Source organism: Neisseria brasiliensis, from assembly GCF_009671065.1.
GTDB lineage: Bacteria > Pseudomonadota > Gammaproteobacteria > Burkholderiales > Neisseriaceae > Neisseria > Neisseria brasiliensis.
On record NZ_CP046027.1, the window covers coordinates 733,947 to 751,022 of the forward strand.

Sequence of the window (17,076 nt, forward strand, 5' to 3'; positions counted from 1 at the left end):
TTTTAGATATTTGACAAATTTTTTACCATTTAAAATCAATCAACAAGAAAATTTTTAGCAATTAACCCTTGCCAATGATTCAAAAAAACATATAATAGCGACTTCACGAAACGGCGAATTAGCTCAGTCGGTTAGAGCAGAGGAATCATAATCCTTGTGTCCGGGGTTCGAATCCCTGATTCGCCACCATATTTAAACGAGTTGAAATCTGATTTCAACTCGTTTTCCCAAGGGGGTATAGCTCAGTTGGTAGAGCGCTTGCATGGCATGCAAGAGGTCAGCGGTTCGATCCCGCTTACCTCCACCAGATTTAAAAAAGCTCTTGCTTTATGCAAGAGCTTTTTTATTGGCTATCAAATTATGAATCACCAATAGCCGCACCCAACATATTACCTTCCCTTCGCAGCATAAAAGGCCGTCCGAAACATTCAGACGGCCTCATTACTTAACGCTTCGGCAATTCCACCACAACCGTATTCGCCAAATAATCCTGCAAAGTGCGGCGGTCGCTTTTCACTTTAAACAACATCACCACACACGCCACATAAGCAGCAAGCTGGATAAAGTTACTCAACAAATCAAACATATCGGGATTATCGGTAATCGATTGCGCGACATAGGCAATAATTCCTGCGGCCAAGCCCAATAAGAAGTAATAAGCTACTTCGCGCATAAACACCGTACCGAAAAAGCCGGGATTGGTACCATCGGTTTTCAACACCCGAATACCCAGCATTTTTTTGCCCAATGATTGACCGTCTTTACTCATAAAATAAATCTGCGCCACACCATAAATCACCAACACAGCAATGCCAATCATCACCCAAGTCATGTTGATTTCAGGCAAAGTGAATTCTTTTGACGCGCTGGCGCGTTGCAAATAGCCACTCTCTCCGGTCAACACCGAAATAATCAACGGAATATAAGCAGCAATATTCAACATACTATTGATGATGACCGCCCCTATTCGCTTCATCGGCGGCGCCAAATCCACTTCAATTTGCGGCTCCATCATTTCAGACGGCATCGAATTCATATCATTCATACGTTCACCTTTTGATGAGATTCAAACACGCATATTTGCGCATTTGCAAAAAAATTCAATAAAAACCTTTACATTTTTTTCAGACGGCGTTAAAACACTTACTTTATTCATTTCAGAATTTTGTTAACAATTTTCCCTCAAGGAGCACAGAATGAAAGTAGGTTTCGTTGGTTGGCGCGGCATGGTCGGCTCAGTATTGATGCAACGCATGAAAGAAGAAAACGATTTCGCCCACATTCCTGAAGCGTATTTCTTCACCACGTCCAACGCCGGCGGCACCGCCCCTGATTTCGGCCAAGCAGCCAAAACCCTGCTGGATGCCAATGATGTGACTGAATTAGCTAAAATGGACATCATTGTCACCTGTCAAGGCGGCGATTATACCAAAGCGGTTTTCCAACCACTGCGCGACAGCGGCTGGAATGGCTACTGGGTCGATGCAGCCTCTTCTTTGCGCATGGCCGATGACGCTATTATCGTCTTAGACCCGGTTAACCGCAACGTTATTGATGACGGCCTGAAAAACGGCGTGAAAAACTACGTCGGCGGCAACTGTACCGTATCCCTGATGCTGATGGCATTGGGCGGCTTATTCCAAAACGATTTGGTTGAATGGGCCACCAGCATGACCTATCAAGCCGCATCCGGTGCCGGCGCGAAAAACATGCGCGAACTGATTGAAGGCATGGGCGCCATCAAAGCGCAAGCGGCCGATGAATTGGCCGATCCTTCCAGCGCTATTTTGGACATTGACCGCAAAGTTTCCGACTTCCTGCGCAGCGAAGACTATCCAAAAGCCAATTTCGGCGTACCTTTAGCCGGTAGCCTGATTCCTTGGATTGATGCCGACTTAGGCAACGGCCAATCCAAAGAAGAATGGAAAGGCGGCGTGGAAACCAACAAGATTTTGGGCACTGAGCAACCAATCGTGATTGACGGTTTGTGCGTGCGCATCGGCTCAATGCGTTGTCACAGCCAAGCCATCACGCTGAAGCTGAAAAAAGATTTGCCGGTTGAAGAAATCGAACACATTTTGGCCGAAGCCAATGATTGGGTGAAAGTGGTGCCAAATGAAAAAGAAGCCAGCATGAACGACCTGACTCCCGCTGCGGTAACCGGCACGCTAACCGTACCGGTCGGCCGCATCCGCAAGTTGGGTATGGGCGGCGAATACATCAGCGCGTTTACCGTTGGCGACCAACTGTTGTGGGGCGCAGCCGAACCCTTGCGCCGTGTATTGCGCATTATTTTGGGCAATCTGTAAGCTAACAAACAAAAGAGCAACGATTCAAGACGTTGCTCTTTTTATGATTCAAAGGCCGTCTGAAAATATTCAGACGGCCTTTTTGTTTTTTTAGGAAAGCTTATTTCACCAGCTTCAAACCTTTTTTCGGTTTAGATTCTGTTTCCGCTTCAGCAGCAGGCTTCTGCTCGGCTGCTTTATTGGCTGAATCAGGCGCATAAGGTTCGACTTCAAAGCCCATACCTTCGCCACTTTCTCTGCCAAAAATGCTGACAATATGTCCCACCGGAATCCAAATATCGTGCGCCACACCACCGAAACGGGCTGAGAAATTAACCCATTCGTTATCAATATTCAAATTATGGCTGGCAGTTTGGCCGATGTTTAACACAATCTCGTTTTCACGCACATACTGCATCGGTACGCGCGTATGCTCGTTTACCCACGCAACGATATGTGGCGTTTGGTTGTTATCCAAACACCATTCATATAAGGCACGGATTAAATAAGGTTTGGTACTGGCAGTCATCTGCCCTCCTAGAAATCAGCGATTAACGGCGCATGGCTTTTTCAGCCGGCGTCAAAGCTTCGATAAAGGCTTCGCGTTGGAAAATACGCTCGGCGTATTTCAACAATGGCGCAGCGGTTTTGCCCAATTTGATGTCGTAATAATCCAAGCGCCACAACAATGGCGACAAGGCAACATCAATCATCGAAAATTCATCGCCTAATATGTATTTGTTTTTCGAGAATGCGGGCGCTAACAAGGTTAGACCGTTACCAATCGCTTCACGCGCTTTGGCTTGCTCTTTATTGGTTGATTCAGCGTTTTCCAAAATCTGTACCAAGCTGAATAATTCTTTTTCCATGCGGTGCAAAACCAAACGGCCGCGACCACGCATTACGGGATCACCCGGCATCAATTGCGGATGCGGGAAACGCTCGTCAATGTATTCGTTGATGATGTTTGATTCATACAAAATCAAATCGCGCTCGACCAATACCGGCACTTGGTTATACGGATTCATCACCGCCAAATCTTCCGGCTTGTTAAAAATATCGACGTCTTTGATTTCAAAATCCATGCCTTTTTCGTACAACACGAAACGGCAGCGCTGACTAAACGGGCAAGTAATGCCTGAATATAAAGTCATCATAGCGTTTGGCTCCTAATTGCGTACCGCCTTTCAGACGGCCTATATATAAAGTTAATGGCTTGATTATATACGATTGCGTGATTTAAAGCTAGAAAATCGAGTTAATGCTTTATTTTTACTGATTATTTTTCAAAATTTCTATTCTGCAAATACAAAAAAGCAAGCCCGAAGGCTTGCTTTTTACTGCACTTCTTAGTGAACGTCTTTCCAGAATTCTTTCTTCAGGAAGTACGCCAATGGCAACATCACTGCCAACAAGAAAATCATCACGATGTAGCCGGTACGGTGGCGTTGCAATTGCGCCGGCTCACCCATGTAGACCATGAAATTCACCAAGTCGCGGGCATAATCGTCATACTCTTTCTCGATGACTTTACCGTTTGGCAAGCGGCGAGAATGCAAACCGGTTGACTCCCAGTAGAGTTTCGGCTCTTTCACGCCATGCTCGTTTTCAACCCAAATCGGTTGGCCTTTGCCGTCCAACTCAACCGCTTTTACGCCTTGTTGTTCCCACAAAGGATGAGGCATGCCGACTTTGTCGAATACGGCGTTGTTCCAGCCGTTAGGACGGGTCGGATCTTTGTAGAAGCCGCGCATGTAGGCATACAGGTAATCTGCGCCACGCGAGCGGGCAATCAGCGTCAAATCCGGTGGCGCGGCGCCAAACCATTTTTCACCATCTTTCGGATGCATGGCTGACAACATTACATCACCCACGTTATCGGTCGTGAACATCAGGTTTTTCTTGATTTCATCATCAGTCAAACCAATGTCTTTCAAACGGTTGAAACGCATGCCGGTCGCTGAGTGACAAGACAAGCAATAGTTGGTGAAAATCTGCGCACCGCGTTGCAAGCTCACTTGGTCACGCAAGTCGATGTCAACTTTTTCGTAAACCGCATGATCGCCGGCAGCCATCGCTGCACTCATCGGCACTGCCAACAATAAGGCAGCAAACCAGTTTTTAAGTGTTTGTTTCATTTTCGCTGCCCTCATTAGATATTCACTGCAAACAGATACGAGCCAATCAGGGTAATCGCTACGTAAACGAAGAACATAACTTTCTGTTTGGTCGTGCTCATGGTTACACGTTCCGGAACCGGTTTGTCTTTATCCAGTTTGGTGTAGAACGGCATACCCAAGAAGAAGGCGAAATAAACAACCGACAAGATACGCGCTACTAAAGTACGGGTATCGGTCGCTACCAATGCACCCAAAATACCCAAGCCGATGAACGAAATCACAAACAATACTACGGCAATCTTAAACAACGGACCACGGTAGCGGATAGATTTTACTTCACCTTTATCCAGCCAAGGCAACAGGGCAATCAATACCACGGCAGCACCCATCGCAATCACACCCCAAACTTGCGTACCCAAGAATGAAGGTACGGCACGCAAAATCGCGTAGAACGGTGTGAAATACCATACCGGTGCAATGTGAGCCGGTGTTTTCAGCGGGTTGGCTGCATCAAAGTTTGGTTTTTCCAGGAAGTAACCGCCGCCTTCAGGTGCGAAGAACATCACGGCACAGAATACAATCAGGAATACCACGACACCCAAGATATCTTTTACAGTGTAGTAAGGATGGAAAGGAATGCCGTCTAAAGGTACGCCGTTTTCATCTTTCAGTTTCTTGATTTCCACACCGTCAGGGTTGTTCGAACCCACTTCGTGCAAGGCAATCACGTGCGCCACGACCAAACCGATCAATACCAATGGTACGGCAATCACGTGCAAGGCGAAGAAGCGGTTCAAGGTTACGTCAGATACGTTAAAGTCACCACGAATCCAAGTAGACAAGTCTGGACCGATTACTGGAATGGCGGCAAACAGATTAATAATTACCTGCGCACCCCAGAACGACATCTGCCCCCAAGGCAACAGGTAACCCATAAAGGCTTCTGCCATCAAGGCCAAGAAAATCAGTGAGCCGAATACCCAAACCAATTCGCGTGGTTTTTTGTACGAACCGTACACCAAGCCGCGGAACATATGCAGGTAAACGACGATGAAGAAGAATGATGCGCCGGTAGAGTGCATGTAGCGGATAATCCAGCCGCCGGATACGTCGCGCATAATATATTCTACCGCGGTAAAGGCCGCAGGCAGATGGTAGGCATTCAAGTTGCCGTCTGGTTTGTAGTTCATGGTCAGGAAAATGCCGCTGACGATTTGAATCACCAGCACCAGCAAGGCCAACGAACCGAAGTAATACCAGAAGTTGAAGTTTTTAGGAGCATAATACTGAGCCAAGTGCTCATTCCACATTTTAGTCAGCGGAAAACGAGCATCTACCCAGCCTAACAATGCTTTTGCTTTGTCATTGGTTTGGTTTGCCATAGTTTCAGTTCCTTATTATTAGTCTTCGCCTACCAAGACGGTTGTATCGCTCAAATATTTATAAGGCGGTACCACCAAGTTGGTCGGTGCAGGAACACCTTTGTACACACGGCCTGCAATATCGAATTTCGAACCGTGGCAAGGGCAAAAGAAACCGCCTTTCCAATCTGCGCCCAAATCAGCCGGTGCAATATCAGGGCGATAGGTCGGAGAGCAACCCAAGTGGGTACAAATACCGATGGCAACCAAAATATTCGGCTTGATCGAACGGGTTGCGTTTCTCGCGTATTCAGGCTGTTGTTCCGCATCTGAATTCGGGTCGGCCATTTGACCATCCAGCGTTTTCAGATCATTCAGCTGCTGCTCTGTGCGATTAACAATCCAAATCGGTTTGCCCTGCCATTCGGCAGTCATCATTTGGCCAGCTTCGATTTTGCTGACATCTACTTCGATGGCAGCACCAGCGGCTTTGGCTTTTTCCGAAGGGAAGAAGCTTGCCACGAAAGGCGTTACCACACCTAAGGCAGCCACACCGCCTGCGCCGCAGGTTGCGAGCGTCAGGAAACGGCGGCGGCCGTTATTGATTTCTTGATTATCCATTATTCAGTCGTCCTAAGAATTTTGGGAATACCGAGCCATTAAACAGTGTAATTCTACCTAGTTTGTTGTAATACTCAAAGCATTATTTAAAATAAGGTAAAGATTTTGTGATATTTCTCAATATTTAGGCGGGATTTTGTTCGTCAAAGCGACATATTTCGACATTAAAGACATCCTCAATTGCCTTGCCCAGCGCCTGCACGCCGTAACGTTCGGTGGCATGATGGCCGGCGCTGATAAATGCCACACCACATTCGTTGGCCAAATGGTATTGCGCTTCAGAAATTTCACCGGTCACATACGCATCCACCCCTTCGTCAATGGCCGTCTGAAAAAAGCCTTGCGCCCCGCCGGTACACCACGCAATGCGTTTGATTTCGCGATTCATGTTACCCACGATCACCGACTGGCGCTGCAATTTGTCAGCCATACTGTCTGAAAGCTGCTGTAAGGTTTGCGGTGTGTTCAGACGGCCTATATTTAATAGGTTTTGATCACCGCATTGGTAATCCAATTCCCAACCCAATAAAGCCGCCAATTGCGCATTATTGCCCCACTCGGGATGCGCGTCCAAAGGCAGGTGATAGCCAACCATATTGATTTGGTGTTGCAATAATGTTTCGATACGTTGTTTTTTCCAGCCGGTAATGGTCAACGGCTCGCTTTTCCAAAACATGCCGTGATGCACCAGCAGCATATCCGCGCCTTGTTCGACGGCAAAATCAATGGCTGCTTTACTGGCGGTTACCGATGTCGCGATTTTGTTGACTGTTTCGCGCCCTTCAACCTGTAAGCCGTTGGGCGCATAGTCTTTAAACAGATTCACTTGCAAATTTTCTCGGCACCAATCCAATATTTCCTGACGTGTCGCCATATTGCCTTCCTTTGCTCACATTCTTCTAAAGTAGCGCATTTTATCTGAAAATCCCCTGCGCTTTTCAATCATTACACTGGAATAACCGTTCTTATTCATATATTTGATTATTAATCGTTTACACGTCAACATGAATTATTTTAATATTCACGCTTCACAAACACAGGCCGTCTGAACGGAAAACTCATGGATTCGATTATTGAACTGCGACACTTAAAAACCCTGCTGGCATTGGAAGAAACCGGCAGCGTTTCCTTGGCGGCCAAACGCGTTTTCCTGACGCAATCGGCCTTGTCGCATCAAATCCGGGCTTTGGAAAACTATTACGGCACTCCCTTGTTTGAGCGCAAATCCACCCCCTTGCGCTTTACACCGGCAGGGGAACGCCTGCTGCAACTGGCACGCGATTTGTTGCCGCAGGTGGCCACTGCCGAGCGCGATTTGGCGCAGATTATTGAAGGAGAAGCGGGTGAATTGCGCGTGGCGGTGGAATGCCATACCTGTTTCGACTGGCTGATGCCAGCAATGGGGGAATTTCGTCCGTTATGGCCGCAAGTGGAATTAGATATTGTTTCCGGCTTCCACGTCGATCCGGTCGGCTTGCTGCTGCAACACCGTGCCGATGTGGCGATTGTTTCCGAAGCCGAGCCGCAACCGGGTATTACCTATTTCCCGCTGTTTTCTTATGAAATGGTCGGCATTTGTGCCAAAGACCATCCGCTGGCGCATAAAAATATTTGGGAAGCGGAAGACTTTGCCGACGAAACGCTGATTACCTACCCCGTTCCCGACGACATGTTGGATTTGGTGAAAAAAGTATTGAAGCCAAAAGGCGTGAATCCGCCACGCCGCCACAGCGAATTGACCATCGCCATTATCCAATTGGTCGCCAGCCGCCGCGGTATTGCCGCCCTGCCTTATTGGACAGTGATGCCGTATTTGGAAAAAGGCTACGTTACTTCATGCAAAATCACTTCAGACGGCCTGCGCAGCGAACTTTACGCCGCCATGCGCACAGAAGACGTGAACAAAAGCTATATTGATAACTTCTGCCAAATTGTACGCGACCGCAGCTTTGCCGATTTATCGGGCTTGAGCGTATTGGAAATGAAATAATTTGATGTTTCATTAACAAGGCCGTCTGAACGATTCAGACAGCACGATTCAGACGGTCTTTGATGTAAAGAATAGTAAACCGCCCCAAAAAAGTGTAGAATACGCCCCGTTTATCACTCTTGTCTCACGCAGACTGACCCGTCATGGACCTTCCCAGTAGTTTATTGACCGAAGACACCATCCGCAACGCCCCTCACTAATCCCGCCGAATGCTCTACCGCACGGCGGGCGGAGCATTTATGAGCCACGAAACAGAACACAAAATCCACGAAGCCACTGATGCCGGTGAAAGCGATGTTGAGCGCATTGCCGCCGATTTCGACCACATCCACGCGCTGTGTGAAATTCTCGAACCTGCTTTCCCGCAAATCGAAGCCGGCACGCCGATCGAAGGCGAAGCCCTGCGCCTCAAGTTCACCGAGCTGACCGTCTTATTAAGCGAATTGCACCCTGCCGACGTTGCCGACGTGCTCGAATCGCTGCCACAGCGCGAACGTAACATCGTTTGGCTGTTGGTGGCACCGGAAGACGACGGCGAAGTCTTGCTGGAAGTGTCCGATTCTGTCCGCGAAACGCTGATTGAATCGATGGACAAAGACGAACTGCTCGCCGCCATCGATGATTTAGACGCCGACGAATTGGCCGAACTGGCCGACGATCTGCCGCACCAAGTGGTTTACGAAGCCCTGCAAACGCGTGACGAAGAAGAACGCGCGCAGGTTCAGGCGGCGATGTCGTATGAAGACGACCAAGTCGGCGCGATTATGGACTTCGAACTGGTGAGCATCCGTGCCGACGTGGCTTGTGAAGTGGTGTTGCGTTACTTGCGCCGTTTTGAAAGCCTGCCCGATCATACCGACAAAATTTTCGTGGTCGATGAAAACGATATCCTCAAAGGCGTGTTGACCATCCGCAGCCTGCTGGTGGCCGACCCCGAAGAATTGGTGGAAAACGTGATGGCCACCGATGTGGTGCGTTTCCGCCCTGACGATAATGTCGAAGAAGCCGCGCAAGCGTTTGAGCGCTATGACTTGGTGACTGCACCGGTTATCGATGAAAACAAAAAACTCATCGGCCGTATCACCATTGACGAAATTGTCGACGTAATCCGTGAAGAATCCGAAGCCGACATGTTGAACATGGCCGGTTTGCAGGAAGAAGAAGACTTGTTTGCGCCGATTTTGGATTCGGTGAAAAACCGCTGGATGTGGCTCGCCATCAACCTGTGTACCGCCTTTCTCGCCAGCCGCGTGATTGGTGCGTTTGAAGGCAGCATTGAAAAAATCGTCGCCTTGGCTGCTTTAATGCCGATTGTGGCCGGCATCGGCGGCAACTCGGGCAACCAAACCATTACCATGATTGTGCGCGCGATGGCGGTCGGTCAGATTACCGGCATTCAAGCGAGCAAACTGCTAAAAAAAGAAGTCGGCGTGGCCTTGGTCAACGGCGTGTTATGGGGCAGCGTGATGGGGTTGATTTCATGGGTGTTGTACGACAATTTGGGCATCGGCTTGGTGATGGTCGCCGCCATGACCTTAAACCTGCTCTTGGCCGCCACCGTAGGTGTGTTGATTCCGGTGGTGCTCGACAAAGCCGGCCGCGACCCGGCATTAGGCAGCTCGGTGCTGATTACCGCCGTCACCGACTCGGGCGGCTTCCTGATTTTCTTAGGCTTGGCAACGATTTTCCTGCTTTAATATCCATATCGAGGCCGTCTGAACATAAGTTTCAGACGGCCTTTTCACCCGTTTTTTAATAAACAAAATCTTACAAGACTAAATAAAAATATTGTTTTATAATTCGATAAATAATATTTTTCTTAGTTTTAACTATGGATTACGATAAAATCAACCGCAAGCTGGCGATTTTGGCGGACGCGGCCAAATACGATGTGTCCTGCTCGTCCAGCGGAGGCTCACGCAAAAACGACGGCGGCTTGGGCAACTCTTCCCGTGCGGGCATTTGCCACAGCTTCACCGAAGACGGCCGCTGCGTGTCGCTGCTCAAAATCCTGCTCACCAATCATTGCATCTACGATTGCGCCTATTGCGTGTCGCGCCGCAGTAATGACGTGCCGCGCGCCGCGTTCACGGTGGAAGAAGTGGTTGATTTGACCATGAGTTTTTACCGGCGCAACTACATCGAAGGGCTGTTTCTCAGCTCGGGTATTTTCAAAAACGCCGACTACACCATGGAACGCTTGGTGCGCATCGCCAAAAAGCTGCGCACCGAACACCGCTTCAACGGCTATATCCACCTCAAAGCCATTCCCAAAGCTTCGGATGAAATCCTGCAGGAAGCCGGACGCTATGCCGACCGCTTGAGCATCAACATGGAAATCCCCACCGTTTCAGGCTTGGAGCGGCTCGCGCCCGAGAAAAAACACACCGACATCACCCAGCCCATGCTGTTTGTCAAAAACGAAATCGCCGCCACCGCCGACAGCCGCAAAACCATCAAATCCACGCCGAAATTCGCGCCGGCCGGACAAAGCACGCAGCTCATCATCGGCGCCAGCGGTGAAAACGACCGCCAAATCATCCACGCCGCCGGACGCTTTTATCAAAACTACGGTCTCAAGCGCGTGTATTACTCGGGCTATGTGCCGGTGTTGGAAGACAGCCGCCTGCCGCCCTTATCGGCGCAAGTGCCGCTGCGGCGTGAAAACCGCCTGTATCAGGCCGATTGGCTGATGCGGTTTTACGGTTTTGCCGACCATGAAATTCTCGACCGCGAGCAGCCGTTTCTTGATTTGGATTTCGATCCCAAACTGGCTTGGGCGCTGCGCCATCGAGCCTATTTTCCCGTGTCCTTGCAACACGCGCCGCTGGAAATGATTCTGCGCGTGCCCGGCATTGGCGTGAAATCGGCCAAACGCATCGTGCAGGCGCGCCGCTTCCGTATGTTGACGTGGGCGCAGTTGGTGAAAATGGGCATCGCCCTCAACCGCGCGCGCTATTTCATCACCCTGCCCGAACCCAACCGCTACGCCGCCTTAATCGACAGCCCGAATTTACGCAGCCTGTTGTTGCAGCAAACCCGCTCGAAATTCATGCAAAGCGATGCGGTGCAAGGCGATTTGTTCGGCTAAACACAACAGGCCGTCTGAAAGCCATGCACTGCTTTACCATGACTTTTCAGACGGCCCCTTCGGTGCGAAACAATCATGACCACACCCGACCAATACACACTCATCTACGACGGCAGCTTCGACGGCCTGCTCAGCGCGGTGTTTACCGTGTATGCCGGCAAATATCCACTCGATTTTGTGCACATCACCGCCGCCCCCAACGATGCCGATTTGTTCGGCCACACCGTCTCCGTGACCAGCAACCCCGACCATGCCGCACGGGTGCTTGAGCGTTTGCAGCGGCAATTGGGCAGATGCGGCATTCAAACGCTGCTTTACGGTTTTCTTATCAACGATAAAGACATGCCCGACACTTTCCTGCGCATTGTCCGCTTAGCCTTGGCGCAGCCTGACCGTCCGAATATTCTCAGCGATTACGGTCACCCCGACGTGATGCAGTGGGCGCAATGGGTAAAAACCGTCGGCCGCGAAAAGCACCATATGGAAGCATTTGTGCGCTTTGAAGAATATCATGTTCAGGGCGAAGCCGAGCCGATTTACATCGCCCGCATCGAGCCGCAGTTTGATATTCTGCCGCTGATTACGCGTTTTTTCCGCAATCGCTACGCCGACCAGCAATGGCTGATTTTCGACGTCGGCCGCAGCTACGGCGTGTATTTCGACAAAACCGCCGTACATCAAGTCCGCGATTTGGACACTTCCGGTGAATATGCCGCCCCATCCGAGCGCGAACGGCATTATCAGAAGCTGTGGCAACGTTATTTCAAAAGCGCCACCATCACGTCTCGCATCAACCTGCGCCAACACCGGCAAATGATGCCGCAGCGCTATTGGCGCTACCTGACGGAAAAGCGGCCGATGTTGCCATGAAAAAAGGCCGTCTGAAAACGATTATTTCGTTTTCAGACGGCCTGAGACCTTTGTAAAACTTCATGACCTACCAATAAAAATCAAAACCGCCGTCATTCCCGCGCAGGCGGGAATCCATCGTAACCTAAGAAACCTATTTATTCAACAGTTTCCCATGCTCAAAAATTGATTCCTGCCTGCGCGGGAATGACGGCGGTTTAGGGTATGCTAACTTTTGAAGGAGTTTTGCAAAGGTCTCGGTCTTTTCATCAAACTATTAAACCCAAACCCTTACAGGTAGAATTTCTCAATCACTTTTAAATTGTCATCCAATTTATACACCAGCGGCTGACCGGTCGGGATTTCCAAAGCCATGATGTCATCGTCGGAAATGCCTTCGATGTGTTTGGCCAAGGCGCGCAATGAATTGCCGTGTGCCGCCACCAATACGCGTTTGCCGCTCAAAATGGCCGGTGCGATTTGATCTTCCCAGAATGGCAATACGCGCTCCAGCGTCACTTTCAAGTTTTCACCGTCCGGCACGACATCGGCAGGCAGATGGGCGTAACGGCGGTCGTTATGCGCGGAAAATTCGTCGTCTTTGTCCAACAATGGTGGCAAGGTGTCGTAGCTGCGGCGCCAGATGTGCACTTGCTCGTCGCCGTATTTTTCAGCGGTTTGTTTTTTGTCCAAGCCTTGCAGTTGGCCGTAGTGGCGCTCGTTCAAACGCCAGGTTTTGATTTGTGGAACAAACAGTTGGTCGCTTTCTTCCAACACGATGTTGCAGGTTTTGATGGCGCGGGTCAGCACAGAAGTGAAGGCGATGTCGAACTCATAGCCTTTTTCTTTCAGCTTTTGACCGGCGGCGGCGGCTTCGGCCAAACCCTGCTCGCTCAATTTTACGTCGCGCCAGCCTGTGAACAGGTTTTTCGCATTCCATTCGCTTTGTCCGTGACGGATAAATACCAATTCCATTGTTATTGCTCCATTTGTTTAGGGGGATTTTGAAAGGTTTATTTATAACATAATTTGCACCTGTTTTGCGGATTTGTGTGCAAACATCACGGCCTCCCCTGCCTAATTCATTATTCCCGCATTGTTCAGCCGGCCTTAACAAACCCATTAAAATCTAATAAAGGCCGCTTGACCTATGTTTTCTTAGCCTATTTTAATCAAGCTTCCAGTCAAATGTTAATAAAGTGAAAAGGCAGTCTGAAGCGCTTTCAGATGGCCTTTTTCAGGTTTATACTGAAATTTCTAATCCACAAAGGAGAATCAGCATGGACAAATCAGCCAAACCTTTTGAAAGCGAAGAAAATGGCGTAGGCAAATGCCCGGATTGCTCTGTCGAAGTCGGCACTGTGTTTGACAACAACGATTGCAGCTTTGAAATCGTCCAAATCTACGAAACCGAACAGCTCGCCCGCGAAGCAGAAGGCTATTACACCGAACTGGCGCGCTCGGTAGAAAGCGAAGCCTGCGAAATCATCAGCGACATCGGCGGCATGGAAGAAGGCTTCAAATTGATGATGACCTTCAATTTCTGTTGCGAAAGCGAAAAAGTTATTTTCCAACTGAAGCAACGCTAAGCCATTGATTCACTCGTGATACTCAAAGGCCGTCTGAAAACTTTTCACCGCAAAAGTGTTTTCAGACGGCCTTGTTATTTCATGACACCGCAATGCAAAACACAGGTAAAATAACGCGCTAAATCATAACACATGTAGAAACTAGTAGCGTTGTTTACAGCATTTCCAGGAGAATACTGAAACATGAACATGCACAAAAACACCCGTCTCACCCCGCACCACCGCCAAGCCATTTGGCTGGCCTACACGCAGGAAAAGGAAAGCGTCACCTCCCTGGCACGCCGCTACCAAGTCAGCCGCGTCACCATTTACCGCGCACTTAAAGCCGCAAGAGGCAGATTGCTCAAACCCCAAACCAGTACCAACAACCGTTTCAAACAGGCAAAGTACGGAATGAAACGCCTGGCCAAGGTAGAACGCGGCATTCAGGAAAAACTCAAAAGGCAGGCCAAACGCTACAATAAATCCTATCCCGGAGAGCTGGTACATCTCGATACCAAACGGCTGCCGCTGCTCAAAGGGCAGAAAGCCACCGATAAGCGGGATTACCTGTTTGTCGCCATTGACGATTTCTCAAGGGAGCTATACGCCGCCATTTTGCCGGACAAAACCGCAGACAGTGCTGCCAAGTTTCTGACCGAACACCTGATTGATCCTTGCCCATACCTGATTGAGTGCGTTTACTCCGACAACGGTACGGAATATAAAGGCTCAGCCAACCATGCTTTCGGTGTAGCCTGTTATGAGAACGGGATTGGTCAAAAGTTTACCCGGGTTGCCCGTCCGCAGACCAACGGTAAGGCGGAACGGGTTATCCGCACCCTGATGGAGATGTGGCATGAGAAACAGTTGTTTGACAGTCCGGAACACCGGCGAAAGGAGTTGTGCCGCTTTGTTAATTTCTATAACACTGTGAAGCCGCACCGCAGTTTGAACGGCGATACGCCGTTTGAGGTCTTGCAGGCTTATTTTTCTCAACCTGTGGTGTAAACAACGCGATGATTTCCTACACATAATATAGACAAAACGGCATTTCCGCTCCGGCGCCGATAATGCTAGAATAATGACCGTCACACATCAATGATAAGTTTATGAATATTTTAGAAGCTTTGTTGCTACTGTTTGTTTTGATCGTCATCAGCGCCTTTGTTTCCTGCTCCGAGCTGGCGCTGGCATCCGCGCGCAAAATCAAATTGCAGGTGATGGCCAAAGACGGCGGCGACGTTCGTGCGCTGGATGTTTTGAACATGCAGCAGCAGCCCGGCAGCTTTATCACCATCGTGCAAATCGGCCTGAACGCCGTCGCCATTTTAGCCGGTATCGTCGGCGAGGCGGCCATGCGTCCGTATTTCGACCGCATGTTTGCCCACATCGGTTCATGGGGCAGCACGCTGGCATCGGTGTGGACATTTATGCTGGTGACCGGCAGTTTCATTTTGCTGGCTGACCTGATGCCCAAGCGTTTTGCCATGACCAATCCCGAAGCGGTGGCGGTACGCGTGGTGCGGCCGATGATTTTCTTGATTTTTATTTTGAAACCGTTTGTGTGGTTTTTCGACGGCTTGGCCAATGCCATTTTCAAATTATTGAACATTTCCACCGTGCGGCAGGAGCAGCTCACATCCGAAGACATTTACGCCGTCGTCGATGCCGGCGCTCAGGCAGGCGTTTTGAAGCAGCAGGAACATTATCTGATCGAAAACGTGTTTGATATGCAGGAGCGCACGGTCACTTCAACCATGAATACGCGCGAATACATCGCCTATTTCGACAAAAACGACAGCAGTGAAACCATTATCGAAGCCATGTCGGAAAAGCCGCACATTGACGTCCTTCCCTCCCTGAAGGGAGGGAATTCCTACGGCGATTTGTGAACGGCATTGAGCCATTCACAAATCGCTTCGGTGGGTTTCTGCTGCTGACCGCCTTACTGCACGGTTCACTTCACAGACGCTACGGGCACGTCCTGCCCTGAAACTTCATTTTACTTTTGCGCTGCCAAAATCTCTTGACCGCGCTTTAACACATTGATTGCACCCACAATATCCGCATTGTTTTGATAGCCACATTGCACACATTCAAAGTTTGCCTGTGTTTGACGGTTATCTTTGGCAGTATGTCCGCAAGCTGGGCAACAACGACTGGTATTTTGTGGCGGAACAGCCACCAAATGCCCACCGCGCCACAACAGCTTATAGTCCAACTGACGGCGAAACTCAAACCAAGACTGGTCTAAAATCGCACGGTTTAAGCTTGATTTGGCAGCAACGTTTTTTCCATGCTGCACGGCGTTGCCTTTAGCGGATTTGGACATATTCGCCACCTGCAAATCTTCCACATACACAATCGCGTGGTTTTGGCTGATTGCGCTGCTGATTTGGTGCAGGTAGTTTTTACGGATATTGCTGATTTTGTGGTGCAAACGGCTGATTTTTGCTTTCAGTTTCTGCCAGTTTTTGCTGAATTTGGTTTTGTGTTTGAACTGTTTTTGCAGTTTTGCTAGTTTGCCTTTCAACGTTTTGAATGCGTTGATTGGCTCAAAAAACTGACCATTGGACAATGTTGCAAATTTGGCAACACCCATATCAATCCCAGTTTCGCCACCGTTTGGCTGCGCGATTTCCTGCTCGGTTTCGGTTTGCATAGATACAAACCATTTACCGCATTTTTGCGATACGGTTACGTTTTTCAGGCTGCCTGAAACGTGTCGGCTGTTGCGATAGCGCACCCAACCGATTTTGGGCAAATAGATACGATTATTTTGCTGCTCCAATTTACAGCCTTGCGGAAAGCGGAAACTGTCTTTTTCGCCTTTGCGTTTGAATTTGGGGAAATCTGCGCGTTTGGCAAAGAAGTTTTTGAATGCGCTTTCCAAGTCTTTCAAACTTTGCTGCAAAACTTGGCTGTGGCAGTCTTTTAGCCAGTCTAATTCTCGTTTCCATTCAGGCAGCAAATTTGCGATTTTGGTGTAGCTAAATTTGAACGAATTATCTTGTTGATATTGTTCGTTTTGATACGCCAAAGCACGATTGAATACGAAACGCGAACAACCGCAAAATTGTTTCATTTTGCGGATTTGCTCGCCGTTTGGCATCAGTTCAAATTTGAATGTTTTGAGTATTAACATGATTTCATGGATAATGGAATTTTTAGCAATTTTACACTTG

Annotated in this window: 16 protein-coding genes, 2 tRNA genes and 1 pseudogene; 10 read left to right on the plus strand and 9 right to left on the minus strand. The window is 49.0% G+C overall.

Annotated elements, in window-relative coordinates; all coding sequences use genetic code 11:
* Positions 1 to 112 precede the first annotated feature (112 nt).
* Both GJV52_RS03735 and GJV52_RS03740 read left to right on the plus strand, forming a co-directional pair.
* A tRNA-Met gene (locus GJV52_RS03735) sits at positions 113 to 189 on the plus strand.
* A gap of 42 nt (positions 190 to 231) precedes the next feature.
* A tRNA-Ala gene (locus tag GJV52_RS03740) sits at positions 232 to 307 on the plus strand.
* A gap of 138 nt (positions 308 to 445) precedes the next feature.
* On the opposite strand, the gene GJV52_RS03745 is transcribed toward GJV52_RS03740, so the two are convergent.
* Entirely contained in the window at positions 446 to 1,045 is a 600-nt protein-coding gene (locus tag GJV52_RS03745; RefSeq protein ID WP_095502304.1) for an RDD family protein, read from the minus strand.
* A 151-nt stretch (positions 1,046 to 1,196) separates the two neighbouring features.
* Here GJV52_RS03745 and asd point away from each other — a divergent pair, with 151 nt between their 5' ends.
* On the plus strand, positions 1,197 to 2,309 hold the full coding sequence (gene asd, locus GJV52_RS03750; RefSeq protein WP_100562586.1) for an aspartate-semialdehyde dehydrogenase: 1,113 nt from the start codon (positions 1,197 to 1,199) through the stop codon (positions 2,307 to 2,309).
* Between the two features lie 100 nt (positions 2,310 to 2,409).
* On the opposite strand, the gene GJV52_RS03755 is transcribed toward asd, so the two are convergent.
* The 6 genes from GJV52_RS03755 to GJV52_RS03780 form a co-directional block, all read right to left on the minus strand.
* Positions 2,410 to 2,817: a ClpXP protease specificity-enhancing factor gene (locus GJV52_RS03755; RefSeq protein WP_095502302.1), complete on the minus strand. Its 408-nt coding sequence runs from the start codon at positions 2,815 to 2,817 to the stop codon at positions 2,410 to 2,412.
* Between the two features lie 22 nt (positions 2,818 to 2,839).
* Positions 2,840 to 3,445, minus strand: coding sequence for a glutathione S-transferase N-terminal domain-containing protein (locus GJV52_RS03760; protein ID WP_100562588.1), 606 nt, complete (start codon positions 3,443 to 3,445; stop codon positions 2,840 to 2,842).
* Positions 3,446 to 3,637: 192 nt separating this feature from the next.
* Positions 3,638 to 4,426, minus strand: coding sequence for a cytochrome c1 (locus GJV52_RS03765; RefSeq protein WP_195690064.1), 789 nt, complete (start codon positions 4,424 to 4,426; stop codon positions 3,638 to 3,640).
* Between the two features lie 14 nt (positions 4,427 to 4,440).
* Positions 4,441 to 5,790, minus strand: coding sequence for a cytochrome b (locus GJV52_RS03770; RefSeq protein ID WP_095502299.1), 1,350 nt, complete (start codon positions 5,788 to 5,790; stop codon positions 4,441 to 4,443).
* 18 nt (positions 5,791 to 5,808) lie between these two features.
* The gene (gene petA, locus GJV52_RS03775; RefSeq protein ID WP_095502298.1) at positions 5,809 to 6,390 is read right to left on the minus strand and encodes a ubiquinol-cytochrome c reductase iron-sulfur subunit; all 582 of its coding nucleotides are present in this window, start codon (positions 6,388 to 6,390) and stop codon (positions 5,809 to 5,811) included.
* A 124-nt stretch (positions 6,391 to 6,514) separates the two neighbouring features.
* Positions 6,515 to 7,264 carry a Nif3-like dinuclear metal center hexameric protein gene (locus tag GJV52_RS03780; protein WP_095502297.1) on the minus strand — a complete coding sequence of 250 codons (750 nt, stop codon included), beginning with the start codon at positions 7,262 to 7,264 and terminating at the stop codon, positions 6,515 to 6,517.
* A gap of 186 nt (positions 7,265 to 7,450) precedes the next feature.
* On the opposite strand from GJV52_RS03780, the gene GJV52_RS03785 reads away from it, so the two are divergent.
* The 4 genes from GJV52_RS03785 (at position 7,451) to GJV52_RS03800 (ending at position 12,341) form a co-directional block, all read left to right on the plus strand.
* A complete protein-coding gene (locus tag GJV52_RS03785) occupies positions 7,451 to 8,380 on the plus strand; it encodes a LysR family transcriptional regulator (protein WP_095502296.1) in 930 nt (309 codons plus the stop codon).
* A 239-nt stretch (positions 8,381 to 8,619) separates the two neighbouring features.
* On the plus strand, positions 8,620 to 10,077 hold the full coding sequence (gene mgtE, locus GJV52_RS03790) for a magnesium transporter (RefSeq protein ID WP_100562590.1): 1,458 nt from the start codon (positions 8,620 to 8,622) through the stop codon (positions 10,075 to 10,077).
* 134 nt (positions 10,078 to 10,211) lie between these two features.
* Positions 10,212 to 11,471 (plus strand): putative DNA modification/repair radical SAM protein, encoded by a 1,260-nt coding sequence (locus GJV52_RS03795; RefSeq protein WP_100562592.1) that lies wholly within the window; start codon positions 10,212 to 10,214, stop codon positions 11,469 to 11,471.
* Positions 11,472 to 11,546: 75 nt separating this feature from the next.
* The gene (locus GJV52_RS03800; RefSeq protein ID WP_095502293.1) at positions 11,547 to 12,341 is read left to right on the plus strand and encodes a TIGR03915 family putative DNA repair protein; all 795 of its coding nucleotides are present in this window, start codon (positions 11,547 to 11,549) and stop codon (positions 12,339 to 12,341) included.
* Positions 12,342 to 12,611: 270 nt separating this feature from the next.
* Here GJV52_RS03800 and GJV52_RS03805 read toward each other — a convergent pair whose 3' ends face one another.
* The gene (locus tag GJV52_RS03805; RefSeq protein ID WP_095502292.1) at positions 12,612 to 13,295 is read right to left on the minus strand and encodes a 2,3-diphosphoglycerate-dependent phosphoglycerate mutase; all 684 of its coding nucleotides are present in this window, start codon (positions 13,293 to 13,295) and stop codon (positions 12,612 to 12,614) included.
* Positions 13,296 to 13,600: 305 nt separating this feature from the next.
* Between GJV52_RS03805 and GJV52_RS03810 the strand changes: the two genes are divergently transcribed.
* The 3 genes and pseudogenes from GJV52_RS03810 to GJV52_RS03820 form a co-directional block, all read left to right on the plus strand.
* Positions 13,601 to 13,909, plus strand: coding sequence for a YfcZ/YiiS family protein (locus GJV52_RS03810; RefSeq protein ID WP_095502291.1), 309 nt, complete (start codon positions 13,601 to 13,603; stop codon positions 13,907 to 13,909).
* A 183-nt stretch (positions 13,910 to 14,092) separates the two neighbouring features.
* Complete coding sequence (locus tag GJV52_RS03815; RefSeq protein ID WP_154212829.1) at positions 14,093 to 14,899, plus strand: integrase core domain-containing protein; 807 nt, start codon at positions 14,093 to 14,095, stop codon at positions 14,897 to 14,899.
* A gap of 101 nt (positions 14,900 to 15,000) precedes the next feature.
* Positions 15,001 to 15,732 (plus strand): annotated as a pseudogene (locus GJV52_RS03820) (CNNM domain-containing protein); the annotation flags it as partial.
* 161 nt (positions 15,733 to 15,893) lie between these two features.
* Here GJV52_RS03820 and GJV52_RS03825 read toward each other — a convergent pair.
* Positions 15,894 to 17,036, minus strand: coding sequence for an RNA-guided endonuclease InsQ/TnpB family protein (locus GJV52_RS03825; RefSeq protein WP_095503172.1), 1,143 nt, complete (start codon positions 17,034 to 17,036; stop codon positions 15,894 to 15,896).
* Between the last annotated feature and the right edge of the window lie 40 nt (positions 17,037 to 17,076).

Excerpts from the sequence above, each read along its gene's own strand:
- GJV52_RS03745 (WP_095502304.1), bottom strand. The coding sequence starts at position 1,045 with ATGAATGATATGAATTCGATGCCGTCTGAAATGATGGAGCCGCAAATT.
- asd (WP_100562586.1), top strand. The coding sequence starts at position 1,197 with ATGAAAGTAGGTTTCGTTGGTTGGCGCGGCATGGTCGGCTCAGTATTG.
- GJV52_RS03755 (WP_095502302.1), bottom strand. The coding sequence starts at position 2,817 with ATGACTGCCAGTACCAAACCTTATTTAATCCGTGCCTTATATGAATGG.
- GJV52_RS03760 (WP_100562588.1), bottom strand. The coding sequence starts at position 3,445 with ATGATGACTTTATATTCAGGCATTACTTGCCCGTTTAGTCAGCGCTGC.
- GJV52_RS03765 (WP_195690064.1), bottom strand. The coding sequence starts at position 4,426 with ATGAAACAAACACTTAAAAACTGGTTTGCTGCCTTATTGTTGGCAGTG.
- GJV52_RS03770 (WP_095502299.1), bottom strand. The coding sequence starts at position 5,790 with ATGGCAAACCAAACCAATGACAAAGCAAAAGCATTGTTAGGCTGGGTA.
- petA (WP_095502298.1), bottom strand. The coding sequence starts at position 6,390 with ATGGATAATCAAGAAATCAATAACGGCCGCCGCCGTTTCCTGACGCTC.
- GJV52_RS03780 (WP_095502297.1), bottom strand. The coding sequence starts at position 7,264 with ATGGCGACACGTCAGGAAATATTGGATTGGTGCCGAGAAAATTTGCAA.
- GJV52_RS03785 (WP_095502296.1), top strand. The coding sequence starts at position 7,451 with ATGGATTCGATTATTGAACTGCGACACTTAAAAACCCTGCTGGCATTG.
- mgtE (WP_100562590.1), top strand. The coding sequence starts at position 8,620 with ATGAGCCACGAAACAGAACACAAAATCCACGAAGCCACTGATGCCGGT.
- GJV52_RS03795 (WP_100562592.1), top strand. The coding sequence starts at position 10,212 with ATGGATTACGATAAAATCAACCGCAAGCTGGCGATTTTGGCGGACGCG.
- GJV52_RS03800 (WP_095502293.1), top strand. The coding sequence starts at position 11,547 with ATGACCACACCCGACCAATACACACTCATCTACGACGGCAGCTTCGAC.
- GJV52_RS03805 (WP_095502292.1), bottom strand. The coding sequence starts at position 13,295 with ATGGAATTGGTATTTATCCGTCACGGACAAAGCGAATGGAATGCGAAA.
- GJV52_RS03810 (WP_095502291.1), top strand. The coding sequence starts at position 13,601 with ATGGACAAATCAGCCAAACCTTTTGAAAGCGAAGAAAATGGCGTAGGC.
- GJV52_RS03815 (WP_154212829.1), top strand. The coding sequence starts at position 14,093 with ATGAACATGCACAAAAACACCCGTCTCACCCCGCACCACCGCCAAGCC.
- GJV52_RS03825 (WP_095503172.1), bottom strand. The coding sequence starts at position 17,036 with ATGTTAATACTCAAAACATTCAAATTTGAACTGATGCCAAACGGCGAG.